16 protein-coding genes are annotated in these 18168 nt (G+C 63.6%); 9 read left to right on the top strand and 7 right to left on the bottom strand.

From position 1 onward, the window contains the following. From EB233_RS26470 to EB233_RS26445, 6 genes are all read right to left on the bottom strand, one after another. Complete coding sequence (locus EB233_RS26470) at positions 1-894, bottom strand: carbohydrate ABC transporter permease (RefSeq protein WP_027056006.1); 894 nt, start codon at positions 892-894, stop codon at positions 1-3. Beyond that, on the bottom strand, positions 894-1751 hold the full coding sequence (locus tag EB233_RS26465) for a carbohydrate ABC transporter permease (protein ID WP_244277577.1): 858 nt from the start codon (positions 1749-1751) through the stop codon (positions 894-896). The genes EB233_RS26470 and EB233_RS26465 overlap by 1 nt, the downstream gene beginning before the upstream one ends. A 71-nt stretch (positions 1752-1822) precedes the next feature. After that, positions 1823-2761, bottom strand: coding sequence for a sugar phosphate isomerase/epimerase family protein (locus EB233_RS26460; protein WP_064987868.1), 939 nt, complete (start codon positions 2759-2761; stop codon positions 1823-1825). Positions 2762-2857: 96 nt separating this feature from the next. Next, entirely contained in the window at positions 2858-4210 is a 1353-nt protein-coding gene (locus EB233_RS26455) for an ABC transporter substrate-binding protein (RefSeq protein WP_064988745.1), read from the bottom strand. Positions 4211-4471: 261 nt separating this feature from the next. Continuing rightward, positions 4472-5755: an NAD(P)/FAD-dependent oxidoreductase gene (locus EB233_RS26450; protein WP_064987869.1), complete on the bottom strand. Its 1284-nt coding sequence runs from the start codon at positions 5753-5755 to the stop codon at positions 4472-4474. 130 nt (positions 5756-5885) lie between these two features. Then, positions 5886-6989 (bottom strand): histidinol-phosphate transaminase, encoded by a 1104-nt coding sequence (locus EB233_RS26445; RefSeq protein ID WP_064987870.1) that lies wholly within the window; start codon positions 6987-6989, stop codon positions 5886-5888. 160 nt (positions 6990-7149) lie between these two features. Here EB233_RS26445 and EB233_RS26440 point away from each other — a divergent pair, with 160 nt between their 5' ends. From EB233_RS26440 to EB233_RS26400, 9 genes are all read left to right on the top strand, one after another. Beyond that, entirely contained in the window at positions 7150-7923 is a 774-nt protein-coding gene (locus tag EB233_RS26440) for an SDR family NAD(P)-dependent oxidoreductase (protein WP_064987871.1), read from the top strand. An 85-nt stretch (positions 7924-8008) separates the two neighbouring features. After that, positions 8009-9331, top strand: coding sequence for a histidinol dehydrogenase (hisD, locus tag EB233_RS26435; protein ID WP_064987872.1), 1323 nt, complete (start codon positions 8009-8011; stop codon positions 9329-9331). 16 nt (positions 9332-9347) lie between these two features. Then, complete coding sequence (locus EB233_RS26430; RefSeq protein ID WP_064988746.1) at positions 9348-10373, top strand: zinc-dependent alcohol dehydrogenase; 1026 nt, start codon at positions 9348-9350, stop codon at positions 10371-10373. 31 nt (positions 10374-10404) lie between these two features. Further along, positions 10405-11136 carry a histidine utilization transcriptional repressor HutC gene (gene hutC, locus EB233_RS26425; RefSeq protein ID WP_064987873.1) on the top strand — a complete coding sequence of 244 codons (732 nt, stop codon included), beginning with the start codon at positions 10405-10407 and terminating at the stop codon, positions 11134-11136. A gap of 107 nt (positions 11137-11243) precedes the next feature. Then, positions 11244-12536, top strand: a complete 1293-nt coding sequence (locus tag EB233_RS26420; protein WP_064987874.1) for a hypothetical protein — start codon at positions 11244-11246, stop codon at positions 12534-12536. Positions 12537-12782: 246 nt separating this feature from the next. Beyond that, positions 12783-13790, top strand: a complete 1008-nt coding sequence (locus EB233_RS26415; protein ID WP_064987875.1) for an ABC transporter substrate-binding protein — start codon at positions 12783-12785, stop codon at positions 13788-13790. A gap of 28 nt (positions 13791-13818) precedes the next feature. Next, positions 13819-14682 carry an ABC transporter permease gene (locus tag EB233_RS26410; RefSeq protein ID WP_064987876.1) on the top strand — a complete coding sequence of 288 codons (864 nt, stop codon included), beginning with the start codon at positions 13819-13821 and terminating at the stop codon, positions 14680-14682. Between the two features lie 10 nt (positions 14683-14692). Then, positions 14693-15475, top strand: a complete 783-nt coding sequence (locus tag EB233_RS26405; protein WP_027045736.1) for an ABC transporter ATP-binding protein — start codon at positions 14693-14695, stop codon at positions 15473-15475. A gap of 223 nt (positions 15476-15698) precedes the next feature. Continuing rightward, positions 15699-17150, top strand: a complete 1452-nt coding sequence (locus tag EB233_RS26400) for a DHA2 family efflux MFS transporter permease subunit (protein WP_064987877.1) — start codon at positions 15699-15701, stop codon at positions 17148-17150. A gap of 7 nt (positions 17151-17157) precedes the next feature. Here EB233_RS26400 and EB233_RS26395 read toward each other — a convergent pair whose 3' ends face one another. Continuing rightward, positions 17158-18102, bottom strand: coding sequence for an AraC family transcriptional regulator (locus EB233_RS26395; protein ID WP_064987878.1), 945 nt, complete (start codon positions 18100-18102; stop codon positions 17158-17160). Between the last annotated feature and the right edge of the window lie 66 nt (positions 18103-18168).

Raw genomic sequence — 18168 nt, 5'->3', positions numbered from 1 at the left:
TCAACCCTTCACCGCGCCGGCTGTCAGGCCGGCGATGAACTGCCGTTGCATGGCGAGAAAGACGACGATCACCGGCAGTGTCGTGATCGTCAACGCGGCGAAATAGAGGGTCCAGAGCGAATCGTATTGCTGGAAGAAGGAGACCAGCCCGAGCGGGATGGTCTGCACCGACGGGTCGCGCAGCAGCAGGAAGGCGAGGAAGAAATCGTTCCAGATCTCGATGAATCCGAAGATCAGGATCAGAGCGACGCCCGGCCGCACCAGCGGCAGCATGATGTGGATCAGGATTTCGAGCCGGCTCGCCCCGTCGACGCGCGCGGCATCCTCGAGATCGGCCGGCAGCGTGACGAAAAAGCTGCGCAGGATGAAGACCGACAGCGGCAGCGACGTAGCCGCATAGACGAAGGCGACGCCGAGCCGGTTGTTGATCAGGCCAAGGTCGCGCGCCACCATGAACAGCGGGATCGCCATCACCTGCGGCGGCACCAGCATGGCCGCCACCGCCACTGCCAGCACCAGGCCGCGTCCGGGAAACCGCAGCCGCGCCAGCGCATAGGCGCAGGGCGTTGCCACGACGACAAGGATGACCAAGGCCGAACCGGTGACCAGCACGCTGCTGACGATGCGCGATCCCATGCCGGCGATGCGCCAGGCATCGGCATAGTTCTGCAACACCAAGCTCGACGGCGGGCCCCAGATGTTGCTCAGCATCTCCTCCTTGGTCTTGAGCGAACCGAACAGCACCCAAAGCAGGGGATAAAGTGTCTCGATGAGCACGAGAGCCAGCGCCGCGTAGATGCCCGCGACTTCGAGCAGCCCGCGTGCGCCGAGGCGCCGGGGGCGGCGGGCCGCGCCGGCATCATGGGAAAGCACAGGCTCGGCTGCTCCGCTCATCAGACATCCAGCCTTTGCCGCCGCATCAAGGCGAGCAGGCCGACGCTGGCCAGCCCGACGATCAGGAACAGCACATAGCCTATCGCCGCGGCATAGCTCATGGCGCCGTCCTGGAAGGCCTTGCTCATCATGTAGGTGAGCACGACTTCGGTGGCATGGTTGGGGCCGCCCTTGGTCAGCACATAGACGATGTCGAAGTTACGAACGAAGGCGCCGGACAGACCGAGAATGGTGTTGATGAAGATGATAGGCATCATCATCGGCAGGGTGACGTGCCGGAAGCGCTGCAGCGGGCCGGCGCCGTCCATTTTGGCGGATTCATAGAGTTCCGAAGGAATCGTCTGCAGTCCCGCGAGATAGATGACGGCATGGAAGCCCAGCCATTTCCAGACGTCGACGACGATGATCGAATAGAGCGCGATGTCGGCGTCGCCAAGCCATGACCGTTTCAACCCGCCGAGGCCGAACAGATCGAGCCCGCCATTGAGCAGGCCGAACACCGGATTGTAGATCCAGGACCAGAGCAGCCCGACGGCCACGAAGGACATCGTCACCGGAATGAAGGCGGCGGCACGAAAGAAAGCGCGGCCGACCAGCGCCCGGTCGAGCAGCAGCGCCAGCCCGAGGCCGAGCACGTTCTTGAGGACGACAACCGCGATGACGAAGATCAGATTGTTTCGCAGCGCGCCAAGAAAGATGCGGTCGTGCAAGAGGCGTTGATAATTGGAAAGGCCTGCCCAGGTCGGGTCGGAAAACCCGTCCCAGTTGTGCAGGCTGAGCCAGAAGCCATTGACGAAGGGCCAGAGGTAGAACAGGCAAAACAGGATCGCGGCGGGCAGGATCATCAAGAAGGCCACCGCTCCGTCCCCGGCGAGAAAGCGCCAAGGGTCGGAACGGCCAGAAGCAGCGGCGTTTTGCGATCGCGTGGTCATGCGGCCTTGGCGTTTGGCGGCGTCAGCACCAGTCCGAGCGTGTCCCTGACATAGGCGATGCTTTCCAGCGTGCTTTGTTCCGCCGTCTTCTTCGACGCGTCCAGCTCGATGATGGCGAGACCGTCGTAATTTGCCTCCAGAAGCACGTCGACGATGCCGGCAAGATCGACGACGCCGGCGCCGAGTTCGCAGAACGCACCGTAGCGGTCATAGCCCTTCAAGCCAGGGTCCACCCTGGTGTCCTTGAAATGCATGTAACGCACGGCCGACATGTAGGTCCGGACCGCGTCGACCGGATCGGAGTTGGTGTGGGCAAGATGCGCCGGGTCGATGCAGAGGCCGGCGAGATCGGTATCGAGCTCATCCATCATGCGGTCGAGCTGGTCGCGGCGTTCGATGAAAGTGTCGAGATGCGGGTGATAGACGGTCTCGATGCCGAGGTCCTTTGTCCGCCGGCCGATATCCTCCAGGGCCCGGCAAAAGGCGCGGTAATCGTCGGCGGTGTGGGCACCGGCAATCGCTTCCGAGGGACCGCCGCCGAGAACCAGTACAGGCGAGCCAAAACCCTTCAGCATCCTCGTCAGCGCCACCAGCACGTCGCGTTCGTAGGCCCAGGCGACAGGGTTGGTGAAGATCGCATTGACGTAGAAGGAGGAGAGCTTGATGCCATGCTCGCTCTGGCCTTCCGAGAGCAGTGCGTAGCGCCGCAGGATGTCGGTGTCGGTGGTGACCCCCATCGGGGCCTGGTTGCCCAGCTGCATGTATTTGCGGGCATACTGGTCCGACAGGCTGGTGAAGGCGAGGATCTCGAACCAGCCGAAGCCCTGCTCGGCGAGGAACTCGATGGCTGGCCTCAGCGGCAGGCCGGTCAGGTCCCAGCTGTTCAGATGATAGCCGATCGAGAAGCGCTGTCGTTCGGCACGCGTTTGCGTCATGTGGTCTCTCCGATTGATGAGGCTGCCCGAAACGGGCGGCCCCTGTTTGTCATGTCGCGCGGCTCAGCCTGGCTGGATGCGCGCGCCGGGAAGCACTTACTTCGGCGGCCAGTTGCCCTGCGCCTTGAGGTCGTCGAAGGTGGTCTGGATCGAGGCCGCCGCATCCTCGGGCGTCGTCGTGCCGCCGACGATGCCGGCGATGGCCGAAGCCGTGGCCGTAGCGACCTCCGATGGCCAGATCCAGTCGAGGAACTTGATCGTGCTCGGGAAGGCCTGCTTGCGCAGCTCGACGGCATAAGCATCCTCGACCTGCGGCACGCCCTTGATCGAGGCAGCGATCGGCTGCTCCGGGGCAAGGTAGAGCGTCGCCACCTCCGGCCGGGTCAGGTATTCGATGAACTTGACCGCCGCATCGAGCTTTTCGGGCGGGATCGACGAGGCGACGCACATGCCGTTGTCGGCGCCGCCGCCATGGCCCGGCGCGCCCGGCGTTCCGTCCATCTTCGGAAAGGCGAAGACGCCCCATTTGAACGCCTTGACGCTGGTCTGCAGCGAGGGGATTTCCCAGGTGCCGCCATAGTACATGGCGCTCTTGCCGGCGGCGAAAGCTGCCCGCATGCCGTCCTGGTCGACCGAAAGCGAGTCCTTGGACAGGATGCCGTCGTCGACCCATTGCTTGATCAGCTTGAAGCCTTCGACATCGGGCGCGTCGGTGAACTTCGCCGTGCCTTCGAGGTTCTTCTGGGTCTTGCCGATGGCGTCGCCCGAGGCCTGCGAGAAGGTTTCGAAATACCACATCGGCCACATCACGGTGTTCGAGCCCTGATGCAGGAGCGGGATCACGCCCGCCGTCTTGAATTTCGGCACGGCCGCCTTGAGGTCGTCATAGGTCGGCGGAACGGGGATGCCGAGTTTCTGGAAGAGGTCGACATTGTAGAAGATCGTCGATGTCGACAGCGTCGAGATCGGCACCCCATAGACCTGGCCGCTGATGGTGAAGGCGCCGAGCGCGGCGGCGTCGATCCGGTCCTGGAACGGCTTGATCTTGTCGGTGATCGGCATCACCAGTTTGCGCCGGACATAGGCGCCATTGGTGTAGAAGGCCGGGCAGGCGATCAGGTCCATTTCCTGGTTTGCGAGCTTGGCGGTCATCAGCCGTTGGATCGAATCGGTCTGTGGTCCCTGTGCATCCCAGTCGACAGCGCTCACGTCGGGGTTGGCCTTCAGGAAACCGTCAATGACCTGTTGCTGGATTTTCTTCTGCTCGTCCGGCGGCTGGCGCGGCGCGAGCTCGTCGAGGGCAGAGCCGCCGAAAACCTTGAGCGTGATCCCGTCGGCGTGGGCGAGGCCGGGCATTGTGATCAGGCTGAGGCTTAGCAGTGCGGCGGCAAGGATGGGGCTGGCGGGACTTTGTTTGGAACGATGGGTCACTCTCTGCTGAATGGGCATATGGCTCTCCTTTTCGCCAATGCCGAGGGGCAACCTCGGGACCAAGATCGTTGATGGTCATATGATCTTGGTCGCCTGTTATGATTTTTGTCAATCGGCAAGTGTGCCTATTATCTGATCGGTCGCGCGGGAGTTCCATGGCTGCCAAAACTGGCTTGGCCCGCGTTCGAGCGTGAGGGTGTTCGCATGTGAAAGGCTGCACGAGCGAACCGCTTGTCGCCATGCCGGTTTGCGATCTGGCGGGCCGTCAGGCTCCGCGCGTCAGAGGCCGAGCCGGTCCTTCAGCCGTCCCGAAAGAATCGCGGCCTTCACGCCCAGCGGCCAGAAGCGGTGGAACCGGATCGGCTTGAGCGGCGATATCGGCATCGGGAACGGCGACGTGTCTTCGCCTCGCAGCCGCTGCGCCAGGGCAGCCCCCATCGCCGAGGCCATGGCGACGCCGCGGCCGTTATAGCCAAGGCAGATCAGCACGCCGTCTTCCGGTTCGTGAATGTGCGGAAGATGGTCCTTGGTGATCGCGACGCGGCCGTTCCAGCCATGTGTCCAGCGTGTTCCCGCAAGTGCTGGCCAGAGCCGCAGCGCATAGTCGGTGAGGTAGCGGATGGCGGAAGCATCCCCGATGGGTTTCATCGGTCCCCGGCCACCCATGAGAAGGTGGTTCTGGGCATCGATGCGGTAGTACACGGTGATATTGCCGGCTTCATAGACGACGGGCCTATCGGGGAGAATTTGGGCCGCGGCCGCCGGCGACAATGGTTCTGTCGCCGCGATGGCACTGAACACCGGGACGAGCGACTGCTCGAGGCCTGGCCACAGGGCTCCAGTATAGCCATTGGTAGCGACAAGCACCTTCTCGGCACTGACGGAACCGTTCGCGGTTTTGAGGAGCCACCGTCCGGCGTCCCTCTTCAGCGACAGTACTTCACTGCCGCCGAATATCCGCGCGCCGGCGCTTTGAGCGGCCGCCGCCAGGCCAAGGCTGTATTTCAAGGGATGGAGGTCGCCGCCACGGGCATCGAACAGGCCCGACATGTAGCGGTCGGTTCCGGTTCGCGCCGCCATCGCCTGTGCGTCCAGCATTTTGACCGGCATCCCGCGCCGTTCGCATTGCGCGGCGGTGGTCCGCACCGCGGTTTCCGGCTTCGGCCTGATCGCCGCTCGGATGGTGCCGTTCTGCCGCGCCTCGCAGGCGATCGACAGGCGCCTGATCAGGCCGAAGGTGAAATCCGGCGCGCCATAGGAGAAATCGATCATCCGTGGCCCAAGCTCGGGGCCGAACATCGCCTCGATCGTGTCGGGATCGTATTTGAGGCCGGGATTGACCTGGCCGCCATTCCTGCCCGACGCGCCCCAGCCCGGCTGACGGGCCTCGAGCACGGCAACGTCGTCGCCGGCTTCCGCCAGATGCAACGCGGTGGAAAGGCCGGTGAAGCCGCCGCCGACAATGGCGACCCTTGCCCGCTGCGCGCCGGCAAGTGCAGGGTAGTTGCCGGTGCCGCCTGCCGTTTCGCGATAGAGGCTGCGGGGCGGAATGCTTTCGGACATATGGTCAGGCTCTTCGGGTAACAGGCTGGTGGATCGCATCACCGCGCACCGAGAAAAACGCCGTGCGAAACGGCGGCCCTTCGAACATCGGGCCATGCGCGCCAGGCAATTCAGCATGGCTTCCGGGAAATCACAACAGCCGCGACAGCGAACTCATGAAGTGGTCGTTTTCCGATGGCGAGCCGATGCTGACGCGCACATAGGTGTCGAAGCCTTCCTGCTTCCAGGGTTTGACGATGACGCCTTCGCGCAGCAGGCCTTCGACGAAGGCGCTGGCGTTTTGCCGGCAGTTGAAGAACAGGAAATTACCACGCGAAGGGGCAACTTCGAGGCCCTTGCTCCGGAGGAAATTCTCGACACGCGCTCTTTCCGCCTTGGCCAGCGCGACGACGTGAGCGAGGTGTTCCTCATCCGCGAGTGCAGCCAGCGCCGCGGCCTGGGCCATGCCGTTGACATTGAAAGGCGTGCGCACCCTGTCGAGCATCGCACGCAGTTCGGGATCGCCGACAATGCCGAAGCCGATGCGCAATCCGGCAAGTCCGAACGCCTTGGAAAATGTCCGCAGCACGATCCACGACCGGTCAGATGTGGCGAGGTGAGGCAGGGACGAGGCATAGTCGTCGCCCTCGGCATATTCGGCGTAGGCTTCATCGACGACGATCAGCGTCTCGTCGCCGACCGCATCCAGAACCCTCGACAGATCTTCGCCGGAGAGCCAACTGCCGACCGGGTTCATCGGATTGGAGAACAGCAGCATGCGGGGCCGCTCGCGCACCGCCGCGATCAAGGCATCGACATTGATGGTGAGATCTTCGTTGACGGCTACACGTTTGACGTTCGCGCCCATCAGCGTCGCATAATCCTCATGCAGCGGGAACGATGGATAGAGCGTGACGACGGTATCGCCGGGCCGCAACACGGCGCGGCTGATGACGGAAAGAAGATCCTCCGAGCCGTTACCGAGGATGACCTGGTCCTCGCCGAATTCATACCTGGCGGCGATGGCCTGGCGCAGCGCGCGGGCGGCCGGGTCCGGATAGAGCCGGAACATCTCGGCGCCGGCCTTGATCGTCGTGGCCAGGGTCGGGCTCGGACCAAGCGGGTTTTCATTCGAGCCCAGCTTGGCGATCCTGGCCGGAGCGTATCGCAGCATGACCTCGCCGATGGTCAGCCCGGAATTGTAGGGCGACAGGCGCACGACTTCGGTTCTGACCATATCCGAGGCTTTCGACACGGGACGGGCTCTCCTCTGCGGCTGGCCGACAGGCGCACTGGCGCGGCGGACGAAGTCACAAATAGCCTAGCCGAAATGGTTTGTATATGCTTGTATATGTAACCTGCCATCTGTTAGTCTCGGACCTGACGCCGGAGCCGAGGCTGTCAAGGAGGATCACATGCGCAATGCTTCTCTGTTCGATCTTGCCGGCAGGAAAGCGCTTGTCACCGGGGCCAGCCGCGGCATCGGGCGCAGCATCGCCGAGGCGCTGAGTGCCGCCGGCGCCGACGTCGCCATCACGGCGCGCAGCCTGGCCTCCCTCGACGAGACGACAACGGCCATCCGCGCAGCCGGTGGTGTCGCGCATGCCGTCGCTCTCGACGTCAGCGATGTCGGCCGTTGCCGGACGGCGACCGCCGAGGCCGCTGGCCTGCTCGGCGGTCTCGATATCCTCGTCAACAATGCCGGGATGGAAGAAGTCCGGCCCTCGCTCGACGTCGATGAAGCGCTGTGGGACCGGATCCTCGACACCAATCTAAAGGGCGCGTTCTTCTGCGCCCAGGCCGCTGCGCGGCAGATGCGCGACGCCGGGCGGGGCGGCGCCATCATCAATCTCTGCTCGCTGACGTCGGAAGTCGGCATCCCCACCGCTGTGCCCTATGGCTCGTCGAAGTCTGGCCTGCTCGGCATGACCCGGGCGCTGGCCGCCGAGTGGGCGGATCTGGGCATCCGGGTCAACGCCATCGCCCCGGGCTATTTCAGGACGGCGATGACCGATGTGTTCTACAGCAACGAGGCCTGGCAGCAGTCCATGCTCGCCAAGATCCCGCAGCATCGTTTCGGCGATCTCCACGACCTGCATGGCATCGCCGTGTTCCTTGCTTCGGATGCCGCGGCCTACATTACCGGCCAGTCCATTCCGGTGGACGGCGGTTTCCTGGCATCGATCTGAGACGGCTTCCCCATGCGGTCGAAACCGAAGTCTTCCGCTGGTGTGACCGCCCGGCACATCGCGTTCTAACAAAAGGGAATACCCAATGTCCGACGTCAGCTTCCACGATCTGTCATCCCTCGACGCAACCCAGCGGGCCGGCCTGCTGAAACGCGCCGAGTCCGATCTGTCGGTCTTCGTCGAAAAGGTCCGCCCGATCATCCAGGCAGTCAAGAACGAGGGCGATGCCGCGCTGATCCGCTTCGCCAGGGAACTCGACAAGGCCAATGTCGCCGAAGGCGGACTCAAGGTGTCGGAAGCTGAGTTCGACGCGGCCTTCGACAAGGTCGAGAAGGATGTCGTCGAAAGCATCGGTTTCGGCATCGACAACATCAGGCGCTTCCATGAGGAGCAGAAGCCGGAAACGATGTGGCTGAAGGAGGTCCGGCCGGGCGCCTATGCCGGTGACCGATATACGCCGATCGCTTCCGTCGCGCTGTACGTGCCGCGCGGCAAGGGCGCCTTTCCGTCGGTGACGATGATGACGTCGGTTCCGGCCGTCATTGCCGGCGTGCCGCGGATCGCCATCGTGACGCCGCCGACATCTGATGGTTCGGTGGATGCGGCGACGCTGGTCGCGGCGCGCCTTGCCGGGGTGAACACTGTTTACAAATGCGGCGGCGCGCAGGCCGTTGCCGCTGTCGCCTACGGTACCGAGACCGTCAAGCCGGCGCTCAAGATCGTCGGTCCGGGCAGCCCTTGGGTGGTGGCGGCCAAAAGTGTGTTGTCCTCCATCATCGACACTGGTCTGCCCGCCGGCCCGTCGGAAGCCATCATCTTTGCCGATGACAGCGTCGACGGCGGCCTTGCCGCGCTCGACCTCTTGATCGAGGCCGAGCACGGGCCGGATTCCTCGGCCTATCTGGTGACGCATAGCCGCAAGGTCGCCGAGGCGGCACTCGCGGCAATTCCCGACCACTGGTCGCGGATGACCGAACAGCGTGTTGAGTTCTCGCGCGCGGTGCTGACGGGAAAGCGCGGCGGCATCGTGCTGACCACGTCGCTGGAGGACAGCTACCGCTTCATCAACGACTATGCGCCCGAACATCTGGAAATCCTGTCGAAGGAGCCGTTCGCGCATCTCGGCCACATCACCGAGGCGGCCGAGATCCTGATGGGTCCACACACGCCGGTGACGCTTGCCAACTTCGTCCTCGGGCCGAATGCGGTGCTGCCGACCAGCCGCTGGGCGCGAACCTATGGGCCGCTTTCGGTGACGGATTTCGTCAAGCGTTCGTCGGTCGGATATGTCACTTCGGCGGCCTATCCGGAGCTGGCGAAGCATGCCCGCAGGCTTGCCCGCTACGAGGGCTTCAGTTCGCACGAAAACGCGGTCTCGGAAATCCGCGACCGCTATCTCGCCGGTTGAGGGAAAGGTGATCGCGATGAAGGCGGCACGGCTTTACGGACCCGGCGATCTGCGTGTCGAGGACGTCGCCTCGCCGGGCGCGCCGGATGCCGGCTGGGTGAAACTCAGGGTCGACGCCGCCGGTATTTGCGGTTCGGACCTGCACAATTTCCGCACCGGCCAATGGATAAGCCGCTCGCCCTCGACATCAGGCCATGAGCTGACCGGCACGGTGATCGAGCTTGGCGAGGGCGTCGACACTGTCGCCGTCGGCGACAGGGTGGTTGCCGATTCCCGTTTCTGGTGCGGGAGGTGCGCGCAATGCCATGCCGGCAAGCGCCATCTCTGCGCTTCGCTGGGCTTCGTCGGCGAAGTCTGTGACGGCGGTTTTGCCGAACAGGTGGTGTTGCCGGCGCGCCTGCTGCATATCGTCGATGCCGCGCTCGATGAACGGGTCGCGGCGATGGCTGAGCCGTTGGCGGTCGCGCTGCACGCGGTGCGGCGCCTGCCGAAGACGGCAGGCTCGGTGCTTGTCGTAGGCTGCGGGCCGATCGGTGGCCTTGCCGCGTTGCTTTTGTCGCGAAGCTTCGCCGGCACCGTTCTTGTCGCCGACCGCAACCAGGCGCGCGCTGCCCGCGTGGCGCGGGTGACTGGTGCGACAATTGTCGACCTCGACCGCGATGCGATTGCCGCCGCGACGGCAAATGCCCCTTTGCTGGCGGCTGTCGAGGCGACCGGCAGCATCGCCGCATTCACCCAGTTGCTCGGCGTTCTCGATTCCGGCGGCGCGGTGGCGATGGTCGGCATCTTCCACGGTCGTCTCGACATCGATCCCAATCTCCTGGTCGAGCGTGAAATCGCATTGCTGGGATGCCACGCCTTTGCCGACGAACTGCCCGACGCCGTGCGCATGCTGGGCGAACTCAGCGACCCGCTGCTGGCCCTGATCGATCGCGAGATCGGTCTCGACGAGATTCCCGCAGCCTATGAGCGGCTGTTGGCGGGAAAGAGCGACGGCTTGAAAACAATCATCCGCATGCGGCAACCTGTTGAGCTGGCGTGATTTCCGATAGTTTGCCGGAAAGGACTTTGAAATGATCGATCTGCCCGATACGGCGAGCCCCCTCTACGAGAAGGTGAAGGACTACATTCTGGCCAACATCGGAACGGGCCGGTGGGGCAAGGATCGCAAGCTGCCGTCCGAGAACGAGCTGGTGGTTTCGCTTGGTGTCTCGCGGATGACGGTGCACCGGGCCTTGCGGGAGCTGACCGCGGCGGGATTCCTGATCCGCCTGCAAGGCGTCGGCACGTTCATCGCGCCGCCCCGGCCGCAATCGACGCTGATCGAGATCAACAACATCGCGGCCGAGATCGTCGAGCGCGGCAACCGGCATCGCTCCGAGGTGCTCGTGCTGGAGACCATCACGCCGACCAAGGAACTCGCGTTGACGTTCGAGTTCTCAAAGCGTGTCCAGATCTATCACTCCGTCGTCGTCAATTTCGAGAACGATTTGCCGGTGCAGTTGGAGGAGCGCTTCGTCAATCCGAGCCTGATCCCCGATTATGACAAGCAGGATTTCTCGAAGACCGCGACCTACGACTACCTCATGCAGAAGACCCCGGTGACCGAGGTCGAGCATATCATTTCCGCGGTTCCCGCCGACGCCGAGACGGCGCGGCATCTGAACATCGACGTCGGCAGCTGCTGCCTGTTTCTGCACCGCCGCACGTGGACTGGCGCGATCGTCGCCACCATCAGCAAGCTGACTTATGCCGGCAGCCGTTATTCCCTTGGCAGCCGCTATTCCCCCTCCAGAACCAGCTGACGCCGGCAAGCCATGCACGTCACGAAGGTTTCGCTACAAATGTATGTACATGTATTGATAAGAATCGCCTCGGCCTTGACCGCGGGCTTGGCTGGAAGGGATGACCGATGACCCAGACACCGAGCCGCACGGCACGGATCAGGGCCCTCGCACAGCATGATGTCGCCGAGGCGCAGCGCGCGTTGGCGGCTTTGCTGGGCGACCTGTTCGCGATGAGCCCTTCAAATGTCCGCATCAATTTCGACAAATACAGCCTCAATTCTCTGAACGGCTTCTTCGACAGCGAAGGTCAGCCCTACTTCTTCAAGTTCCATCAGGAGGAACGCGAGGAGGCCATGACCGGCGAGTACTACCGCGCGGAAATTCTGTCGCGTGCCGGCCTGCCGGTCGACCAGCCCGTCCATATGTCGGCAGAGCCGGGCGAGCAGATCCTCGTCTACCGACGCCGCACCGACCCGAGATTTTCGGATGTGCTGTTTGCGCTGGATGTCGAGGACGATGCCGGCAAGCGGCGCGAGGCGGTTCTTGCCGAGCGCGACCTCTCCGCCAAGCTGCTCGAGGTCTATCTTGAGACGCTGCATCCGGTGACCGTCGAGGAGGTGTCGGCGGAGCCGATCCACCGGCTGTTCCACGAGCGGCTGATCGACGCCGATACACGTTTGTCGCCGGGCGGGCGGCTGGCCGACTTCTATGTCGGCAAGCGGTTCGTCTTTCCGGGCACCGAACTCGATTGGGATCGGTTCTCGCGGTTGAAATTCGTCATCAACGGGCAGCTCTACCGCAACAGCATCGGTGATCTCTTCGACGCCGCGGCAGCACGCCTGTTACCGGAGAGGTTGGCCGATGCCGGCGGCGTGGTCGCGCATGGCGACGCCCACAACGCCAATGTCTGGTACACGGCGAAAGCGGGGACGGCGGAACTGTCCTTCTTCGATCCTGCCTTTGCCGGCTCGCATATCCCGACGCTGCTGGCCGAGGTGAAGGCGACATTCCACAACATCTTCGCCCACCCATTCTGGCTATACGATCCGACCACCGTGACGGAGGCTTTTCGTGCGCAGGCGCGGCTGGACGGAAGCCTTTTCCATGTCGACACGGACTGGGATTTGAGCCCGGTTCGTCGGGACCTGCTGGAGGTCAAGGCGACAGCTTTGTGGCGTCCCTTGCTGCTCGAGCTCAAGCGGCGCGGCATGCTGCCGGCGGATTGGCGAGCTGTCCTGCGCTCGGGGCTTTTCCTGTCGCCGACCCTGGTGATGAACCTGCGGGCGGGCGCGCGCAGCCACACGCCGGTCTCCTCCCTCATCGCCTTTTCGGTCGCGGTGATGGTCGGCAGCGAGCCCGATGGCGGAGCCGATCGGGTAAGCGGATTCCTGGATCTGATCGACCCGGAAAGGACATGAATTTGTATCGGCAGAGGTGGTGCGGATGCGTCCGATCAAAGTTGAAAATCGAGTCACGCCAACTTGTATATGCATGTATGTATTTTAGCCTTGACATCCGCTCTCGCTGACGCTGAAATATCCCCGCACTTCACCATGAAGTGGCGGGCAAGACGCCGGGGCACAGTGCCACGAGAGCAGAAACCTGCAGTCTCACCAGACCGGACGCCTGGGTAAAAGCGGTCTGATCACCAAGGGGAACGAGAGATGCGTAACCTAGCAGGACAATTTCGCGCGCTCATGATGGCCGCCGCCATCGGGCTCGCCACCGCGCCAGTGGCTCATGCCGCCGATGCGGCCATTCCCACGACGCCCGAGGCCGGGTCGTTCAAGATCGGCATCGAGCCCTGGCTCGGCTACGGCCAGTGGCATGTAGCCGACGCCAAGGGGCTGTTCAAGACGAACGGCCTGTCGGACGTCCAGATCGTCAACTTCGCCGAGGACAAGGATATCAACGCGGCACTGGCCAGCGGCCAGCTCGACGCCGCCAACATCGCCACCCATACGGCTATGGGCATGGTTGCCGCCGGCCTGCCGGTGAAGATCGTGCTGCTGCTCGATGTCTCGATGACGGCCGACGCCATCATCGCCGGCAAGGACGTCACTTCCATCGCCGACCTCAAGGGCAAGCAGGTCGCCTTCGAGGAAGGCACGACGAGCGACATCCTGCTCAAATACGCGCTCGCCAAGAACGGCATGTCGGTCGCCGATGTCCAGCCGGTTCCGATGCCTGCCGCAGATGCCGGTGGCGCCCTGATCGCTGGCCGCGTGCCGGTCGCCGTCACCTACGAGCCGTATCTCACCGTTGCCATGGCGCAGAACAAGGACGTCAAGCTGCTGTTCACCGCCGGCGAGGATCCCGGCCTGATCAGCGACGTGCTGGTGGTGCGCGACGAGGTGATCAAGTCGCGGCCCGGCCAGGTGCTAGCGATGATCAAGAGCTGGGACGCCGCGCTCAAGGACTACAATGCCGACACATCAGGTGGCCGCGCCATCATCGCCAAGGCGGTCGGTTCCGACGTCAAGGACCTGAACACCGCTTTCGACGGGGTGCGCTACTACTCGCTCGCCGAAAACAAGACGGCGCTGACCGGCGATTTCACCACCAAGACATTCGCCGATGTCGAAGCGGCGGCCAAGAACGCCAAGCTGCTGCAGGCCGATGTGACGCCGGAGCAGATGATCGACCCGTCCTTCGTCAAGGCGGCGCAATGACCAAGGCCGGATCGCGGTGGTAACGCAGATGTCCGCGGAACCCCCCGCGAAAACCCGCCCGGCGCGCTCGGCGCCGGGAGCGCCCACAAAGCAAGCCGGGCGCCGCCGGTCCTCCGGGATCGGCGTGCCCATCGCCAGGTCGCATTTCCTGATGATCGCGGTGGCCGTCTTTGTCGGGCTTGGGCTCGGCTGGTGGGCGGCGACCGGGCTGGAATGGGTGAAGCCCATCTTCCTGCCGTCGCCCGGCAGCGTCGCGACCCAGATCGCCAAGCTCGCCACCGACGGCACGCTGTGGCTGGACCTCACGGCCTCGGCGTACCGCATCTCCATCGGCTTCCTCATCGCCTCGGCACTGTCGATCCCGATCGGCGTTCTGATCGGCAGCTTCCGCTCCTGGGAGGCGGCCATCGAGCCCCTCGTGGATTTCATCCGCTACATGCCGGTCGTCGCTTTCGTGCCGCTTTCCATTTTGTGGGCAGGCACCGGCGATACTCAGAAATTCCTGATCATCTTCATCGGCACCTTCTTCCAACAGGTGCTGATGATCATGGACAATGTGAAACGGGTTCCCGCCGATTTCATCGGCCTTGGCCGCACGCTCGGCCTGCCGGACCGCAAGATCCTGACGCGCATCGTCGTGCCCAGCGCCTTGCCCGGCATCTGGGACACGCTGCGCATCAGCCTCGGCTGGGCATGGACCTGGCTGGTGCTGGCCGAACTCGTCGCGGCGACATCGGGGTTGGGCTATCGCATCACCGTGTCACAGCGTTATTTCCAGACAAACACCATCATCGGCTACATCCTGCTGCTCGGCGTGCTCGGTCTCATCACCGATCAGGTCATGAAGGCCCTGGAAAAGGTTCTGTTCCGGCAGGACGGCCATTCGCAATGAGGAGCCGCCGATGACTGTTCCCAAATTGCGCATCGCCGGTCTCGACAAGAGCTTCGGCACGGGCGAGCGGCGCACGGAAGTGCTGCGCGACATCAATCTCGATCTTGCCGACAATGAGTTCGTCTCGCTGGTCGGCACGTCGGGCTGCGGCAAGAGCACGCTGCTGTCGATCGTCGCCGGACTGCAGGATTTCGACGCCGGCGACCTCAGCATCGATGGCGCGCCGATCCTGCAGCCCGGGCTCGACCGCGGCGTCGTCTTCCAGTCCTACACGCTGCTGCCCTGGCTGACGGCTCGGCAGAACATCGAGTTTGCCCTCAAGGCCGCCGGCTACGATCGCACGGCCTGCCGCGAGATCGCGCTCGAGCATCTCGACCTCGTCAAGCTGTCGCAGAGCGCCGACCGCTATCCGTCCGAACTGTCGGGCGGCATGAAGCAGCGCGTCGCCATTGCGCGCGCGCTTTCCTATCGCCCCAAGATGCTCTTGATGGACGAGCCGTTCGGCGCGCTCGACGCCTTGACCCGGCATCAGATGCAGGAATTGCTGACCCAGATCTGGGAGGAGCACCGGCTGACCGTGCTGTTCGTCACGCATGATGTGGAGGAGGCGGTCTATCTGTCGGACCGCATCGTCGTCATGGGGATCGGCCCGGGACGCATCATGCAGACCTTCAATGTCGACATCGAGCGCCCGCGCCGGGAAGAGGTGATGGAAACCCCGGCTTTCATGGATTTGCAGCGCGGCGTGCACAAGGCGATCCGCGAAGCGTCAAGACGTCCCGAAATGGCGTAGCGATCGGGCGCTCAGCGTTGCCGATCCCGACGAGCCTTGGCACCCCGAGCGCTGGCGCCGGTCAAGATTTGTTGACTTCCAGCAGGGTGGAAATGGCTACCCCAAGCCTATTTGTCGGACCATAAGACCCCCGTGCGATCAGGCTCCGGCTGGCTGGCACAAGCGAGGCAATCTTGCCTTTGGACTGGGATGCGCCACTTTGGCCAGAGCATAAGCCACCTGCATGACGGAATTGGCCACGGCATTGGAACAGCCTCAATTTGCCACCGAGCGTGATCCGAGGCTGAGGTTGATCATCCCGATCATCGTCGCCATCGCCTTTCTGATGGAGCAGCTCGATTCCACCATCATCACCACCGCGATCCCGGCCATCGCCCATAGCCTCGACATCACGCCGGTCCGGCTGAACCTTGCGATCACCACCTACATTCTGACGCTCGCCGTGTTCATTCCCGTCAGCGGTTGGTTCGCCGACAGGTTCGGCGCGCGCAGGGTGTTCGCGCTGGCGCTGTTCACCTTCACCCTCGGCTCGGCACTGTGCGGCATGGCCAACAGTTTCGGCATGCTTTTGGCCATGCGCGCACTGCAGGGGCTGGGCGGCGCCATGATGACGCCGGTCGGGCGGTTGATCCTGCTGCGCAGCTTTCCGCGCAGCGGCCTGATCACCGCCATGACCTACATGACCTTGCCGGCGATCATGGGGCCGGTCATCGGGCCGCTGCTCGGTGGCCTGCTGACCACCTACGCGTCGTGGCGCTGGATATTCTACGTCAACGTGCCGTTCGGCTGCCTCGGCATTCTGGCGGCGCTGCGCTTCGTCGACGATTTCCATGAGGACGAGGTGCAACGCTTCGACTTCGCCGGCTTCCTGATGGTGGGGTTCGGCGTGGCGCTGCTGCAGTTCGGGCTGGAAAACGTCGGCCGGCCGATCATTCCCGTGTCGGCCACGGTGCTGGTGCTGGCGGCTTCCGTCCTGCTGCTGCTCGCCTTCGGGCGTTATGCGCGCCGCGTCGCGGCACCGGCGGTCGACCTGACGCTGTTTCGGTTCCGCTCCTTCTGGGTCGGCACGCTGGCCGGCGGCCTGTGCCGCGTCGGCCTCAACGGCGTACCCTTCCTCGTGCCGCTGATGCTGCAGCTCGGCTTCGGCATGAGCCCGGTCGCATCAGGCTCGCTGACATTCGTCGGCAGTTTCGGCGCCTTGCTGATGCGGCCGCTGCTGTCACCGCTGCTGCGGCGCTTCGGCTTCAGCGTCGTGCTGATCGGCAGCGCCGTCGTAGGTTCCGCCACGGTGGCGGGTTTTGCTCTGATGGGTCCCGATACGCCGCATTGGATGATCGGCGTCTATGTCTTCCTGTTCGGCATCGTCCGCTCGGCGCAGTTCATGACCTCGAACACTCTGTCCTATGCCGACCTGCCGGCCGACAAGCTCAGCCGCGCCACCAGCCTTGGCGGCGTGCTGCAGCAGCTCAGCGTTTCGCTCGGTGTCTCGATCGCCGCCATGCTACTGGGCCTGATCGCGGGGGAAACCCACGTGCTCACGCCGCAACGTTTTCATCAGGTGTTCCTGCTGACCGCGGTGATCCCGCTGATCTCCATTCCCGGATTTCTCTACCTGCGCGCCGAGGACGGCGTGCAGGTCAGCGGCCATGTCAGGGGAACTCGCAAACATTCCTAACCTAGTGTCACGGTCGCAAGGTAAGTTCGCCGAGGTGCCGACGGACCCATTTCACCTCTTCCGAAGCGGTGCGACCGAAGTGCCGCTTGAAGTCGCGGCTGAACTGGGCAGGGCTGACATAACCGACCGACAGTGCAACTTCGGTGATCGTCCTGTCGCTGCGCGCCATCATCAATCTCGCTTCGTGTAGCCGCATTGATTTGACGTATTGCATCGGGCTGCTACCTGTCAGTGCCCTGAAATGGGCATGGTAAGAGGGCGTGCTCATGCCCGCTTCGCTTGCCAAGTCGGCGACAGAAATCTCCGAGCTGGAGGTCTCACGCAACCTGGCAAGGCTTTGCACGATCCTTCCGGCCGTGCCCCGCTGCTGCAGGGCTGAAATCATCGCGTCGCCTTGCGGGCCGACGAGGACACGGTAATGCAGCTCGCGCAGGATGCTCATACCCAGAATTGCGGTCTCGACAGGATCGCGTAGCGCCCGCAACAGACGCAGCACGACATCCTCGATATCCGGTTCCATTCTGCTCGACACGAGACTTCTTACCTTCTCGGTCGCTGATTCACCGCGCCTCACCTCCACTTCCGTGGCGATCTCAGCGGCCAAGCCCATGTCGAACTCGACATAGACCGCAAGCAGGGGCCGTTCCTTGCTGGCCGCTGATTCCATCCGGAACGGAACGGGCACTGATATCGCCAGATAGTGGTCCTCGTCATAGAGATAGACCTCGCCCTCGAGGATGCCTCGCTTGCGTCCCTGCAACACGAAGACCGCGCCCGGCTTGTAAAGCACGGGAACGTCGTGAAGGACCGCCTCTGTCCTGAGGATGCGGACGGCGGGGAGCCCCGTCTGGTTGTATCCTTGGTGCGGGGCAAGACGTCCGGCCAGTTCCACAAGCGGGCGTTGCTTCGCCGGCCTTTCATCCGTGTTCATAGGATTTGGCAAGGAATTCATAATTTTTGCGGTCGATGGATCCAGATTGGAAGATTATCTGTCAAGCCAATACCAATCAACCGAAAG

Source organism: Mesorhizobium erdmanii (genome assembly GCF_013170725.1).
Classification (GTDB): Bacteria; Pseudomonadota; Alphaproteobacteria; order Rhizobiales; family Rhizobiaceae; genus Mesorhizobium; species Mesorhizobium erdmanii.
This window is presented reverse-complemented; position numbering and strand designations above follow the sequence as displayed.

Excerpts from the sequence above, each read along its gene's own strand:
- EB233_RS26470 (WP_027056006.1), bottom strand. The coding sequence starts at position 894 with ATGAGCGGAGCAGCCGAGCCTGTGCTTTCCCATGATGCCGGCGCGGCC.
- EB233_RS26460 (WP_064987868.1), bottom strand. The coding sequence starts at position 2,761 with ATGACGCAAACGCGTGCCGAACGACAGCGCTTCTCGATCGGCTATCAT.
- EB233_RS26455 (WP_064988745.1), bottom strand. The coding sequence starts at position 4,210 with ATGCCCATTCAGCAGAGAGTGACCCATCGTTCCAAACAAAGTCCCGCC.
- EB233_RS26450 (WP_064987869.1), bottom strand. The coding sequence starts at position 5,755 with ATGTCCGAAAGCATTCCGCCCCGCAGCCTCTATCGCGAAACGGCAGGC.
- EB233_RS26440 (WP_064987871.1), top strand. The coding sequence starts at position 7,150 with ATGCGCAATGCTTCTCTGTTCGATCTTGCCGGCAGGAAAGCGCTTGTC.
- hisD (WP_064987872.1), top strand. The coding sequence starts at position 8,009 with ATGTCCGACGTCAGCTTCCACGATCTGTCATCCCTCGACGCAACCCAG.
- EB233_RS26430 (WP_064988746.1), top strand. The coding sequence starts at position 9,348 with ATGAAGGCGGCACGGCTTTACGGACCCGGCGATCTGCGTGTCGAGGAC.
- hutC (WP_064987873.1), top strand. The coding sequence starts at position 10,405 with ATGATCGATCTGCCCGATACGGCGAGCCCCCTCTACGAGAAGGTGAAG.
- EB233_RS26420 (WP_064987874.1), top strand. The coding sequence starts at position 11,244 with ATGACCCAGACACCGAGCCGCACGGCACGGATCAGGGCCCTCGCACAG.
- EB233_RS26415 (WP_064987875.1), top strand. The coding sequence starts at position 12,783 with ATGCGTAACCTAGCAGGACAATTTCGCGCGCTCATGATGGCCGCCGCC.
- EB233_RS26410 (WP_064987876.1), top strand. The coding sequence starts at position 13,819 with ATGTCCGCGGAACCCCCCGCGAAAACCCGCCCGGCGCGCTCGGCGCCG.
- EB233_RS26405 (WP_027045736.1), top strand. The coding sequence starts at position 14,693 with ATGACTGTTCCCAAATTGCGCATCGCCGGTCTCGACAAGAGCTTCGGC.
- EB233_RS26400 (WP_064987877.1), top strand. The coding sequence starts at position 15,699 with ATGACGGAATTGGCCACGGCATTGGAACAGCCTCAATTTGCCACCGAG.
- EB233_RS26395 (WP_064987878.1), bottom strand. The coding sequence starts at position 18,102 with ATGAATTCCTTGCCAAATCCTATGAACACGGATGAAAGGCCGGCGAAG.